The following is a 3,056-nucleotide window of genomic DNA, read 5'->3' on the forward strand; positions in this document are numbered from 1 at the left end:
ACAAGGTGTTGTTTGCCGATGGCAATAGCCAGCCCTATCGCTGCAGCCTCTCCCCCTCATGCCAGCTGGGCTCGGTGCTGGTGATCCCGCTGCAGGGGGACAAGGGGGTGATCGGCACCATCAAGCTCTACGAGCCGAAGAAGCGGCTGTTTCTCAAGATCAACCACACCCTGGGGGAAGGGATTGCCAACCTGCTGTCACAGCAGTTGCTGGCCGGTCGGCTGGAGCAGCATCAACGGCTGCTGGTGCAGTCCGAGTTGAAACTTATCCAGGCCCAGATCAACCCCCACTTTCTGTTCAACACCCTCAACACCATCAGTGCCATCACCCGGCGTGATCCGGACAAGGCGCGAGACCTTCTGCTGCATCTTTCGCTGTTCTTTCGCAAGAACCTCAAACGCCAGAGCGGCCTTGCGACCCTGCAGGAGGAGCAGGAGCACTGCCAATCCTATCTGGAGATCGAGCTGGCCCGCTTTGGCGATCGGCTGACGGTGATAAACGAGATCCCGCCCCATCTGGCCACACTGCGACTGCCCAGCTTCACCCTGCAACCGCTGATCGAAAATGCCATCAAGCACGGCATCTCGACCCTGCTGGAGCAAGGGCGCATTCGCCTCTATACCGATGAGCATCCCACCAGCGTCACCATCCACGTGGAAGATAATGCAGGCACCTGGCAAGCGCATCCCGCTGGCGACGGTCTGGGCATGACCATCGTCGACCGGCGACTGAAAAGCGCCTTTGGCAAGCGCTATGGCGTGACTATTGCCTGCGAGCCGGAACAGTGGACCCGGGTCTCGTTCACCATCCCCAAGGAGCAACCATGATCCGCACCCTGATAGTCGATGACGAACACTACGCCCGCGAAGAGCTGAGGCAGCAGCTGGCCTGCGATCCTGCCATCGAGATCGTGGGGGAAGCGGCCAACGCCATCGAGGCGCTGCCGCTTATTCAGCGCCTCAAGCCTGATGTGGTGTTCCTCGATATCCAGATGCCCAAGCTGAGCGGCATGGAGCTGGTCGCCATGCTCGACCCCCTGCCCCGCATCGTCTTTGTCACCGCCTTTGACGAGTATGCCATTCAGGCATTTGAAGAGAACGCCTTCGACTACCTGCTCAAGCCGGTGGAGCCCGCTCGGCTCGCCAAGACCCTCGCTCGCCTCAAGCAGGATATCGCCCCGCAGCCCATCGAGCGGCTGGCCCCGACTATCGAACATATTCCGGGCTATCTGCACAATCGGGTCCGGCTGCTGCCCATCGCACAGGTGGAGTATGCCTTCTCCGATCTGGGCGGGGTCCATGTGGCCTGTCAGGGGGAGCTGTTCCACACCCAGCTCACCCTCAAATCGCTGGAAGAAAAGAGCCCACTGCTGCGTTGCCACCGCCAGTATCTGGTCTCCCCCAACGCCATCTTCGAGATCCGGCTGCTGGATAACCAGCTGGCAGAGATTGTCACCCCGAGCGGCGCCCGGGTGCCGGTTAGTCGTCGCTATCTCAAGGAGCTCAAAGATCAGTTGGGGCTGGACTGAACCGCGGAGTGTGCGCCGGATCACAGCCGCCGACCGCTCGGCGCGCCAAAGCGCCGCTCGGGGAGTTTCACCTGCCAGTCAGGCGCAACCGTTTTAGACTCGCTCTGCACACTAAAAAATAACAATGCAGGAGCGTAGCAATGATCTGGTTCTTCCTCTGTGTCGGCTTACTTGTGGCCGGCTACTTCATATACGGCAAATTCATCGAACGGATATTCAGCCCGAAACCCGAGCTGAAAACCCCCGCCATCACCATGGCTGACGGGGTGGACTATGTCCCCATGTCGGACAAGAAAGTCTATCTGGTTCAACTGCTCAACATCGCAGGCGTCGGCCCCATCTTCGGCCCCATCCTCGGTGCCCTCTACGGCCCGGTCGCCATGCTCTGGATCGTCTTTGGCTGTATCTTCGCCGGTGCGGTACATGACTATTTCTCTGGCATGCTGTCGGTACGCGCCAAGGGGGCCTCGGTGCCAACCGTGGTGGGTGAGCATCTGGGCACCGCCGCCAAGCACTTCATGAACCTGTTTGCCGTAGTGCTGCTGATGCTGGTGGGCGTGGTGTTCGTGCTGAGCCCGGCAGGGCTGCTCGCCAACCTCACATCCACCGATCTGGTCTACTGGATCGTGGCGATCTTTGCCTACTACATCCTCGCGACCATAGTCCCCATCGACAAGATCATCGGCCGCTTCTACCCCATCTTCGGCGCCCTGCTGGTCTTCATGTCGGTCGGCCTCATCATTGGCCTGATCGTCTCCGGCAAAGGCTTCTACAACACCGGGATGGACTTCTCCAACCTGCACCCGACCGAACTGCCGCTCTGGCCGCTGCTCTTCATCACCATCGCCTGTGGCGCGGTATCAGGCTTCCACGCCACCCAGTCACCGCTGATGGCGCGCTGCATGCAGAACGAAAAATCCGGCCGCTTCATCTTCTACGGCGCAATGATCGGTGAAGGGATCATCGCCCTGATCTGGTGCACCCTGGGTCTCTCCTTCTACGACAGCACCGAAGCGCTCAACGCTACCATGGCCAACGGCGGCCCGGCAGCCGTAGTACACGAAGTCTCCACCAGCCTGCTCGGCACAGTCGGCGGCATTCTGGCCATCCTCGGCGTGGTGATCCTGCCCATCACCTCCGGTGACACCGCGTTTCGCAGTGCGCGCCTGATCGTGGCGGACTTCCTGAAGATGACCCAGAAGCCGTTGATGAAGCGTCTGCTCATCGCCATCCCCATGTTTATCCTTGGTTTCATCATCTCCAAGGCTGAATTCGGGGTGATCTGGCGCTACTTCGGCTGGGCCAACCAGACCACCGCCGTCATCATGCTGTGGGCTGCGGCTGCCTACCTCATCAAAGAGGGCAAGCTGCACTGGATCTGTACCATTCCCGCCATGTTCATGACTGCTGTCGTGATCACCTATCTGGCCAACGCCCCCATCGGGTTCGGGCTGGAGATGGGGACCTCCACCATCATCGGCCTGACCGCAACGGCGGCCATTACCGTGGCGTTCCTGATGAAGTTCCG

At 60.3% G+C, this 3,056-nt stretch carries 3 protein-coding genes; all 3 read left to right on the forward strand.

All coding sequences use genetic code 11. The features are described 5' to 3' along the window. Positions 1 to 827: sensor histidine kinase (locus AACS18_RS14835; protein WP_181363289.1), on the forward strand; the 827-nt coding region annotated here is incomplete at its 5' end. After that, positions 824 to 1,528, forward strand: coding sequence for a two-component system response regulator BtsR (btsR, locus tag AACS18_RS14840; protein ID WP_033113463.1), 705 nt, complete (start codon positions 824 to 826; stop codon positions 1,526 to 1,528). The genes AACS18_RS14835 and btsR, both read left to right, overlap by 4 nt. Before the next feature lie 140 nt (positions 1,529 to 1,668). Next, positions 1,669 to 3,056, forward strand: a 1,388-nt coding sequence (locus AACS18_RS14845; protein ID WP_108612572.1) for a carbon starvation CstA family protein, incomplete at its 3' end; no start/stop codon positions are given.

It is taken from the genome of Aeromonas sp. HMWF015 (genome assembly GCF_963878965.1).
Lineage (GTDB): Bacteria > Pseudomonadota > Gammaproteobacteria > Enterobacterales > Aeromonadaceae > Aeromonas > Aeromonas veronii.

Excerpts from the sequence above, each read along its gene's own strand:
- btsR (WP_033113463.1), top strand. The coding sequence starts at position 824 with ATGATCCGCACCCTGATAGTCGATGACGAACACTACGCCCGCGAAGAG.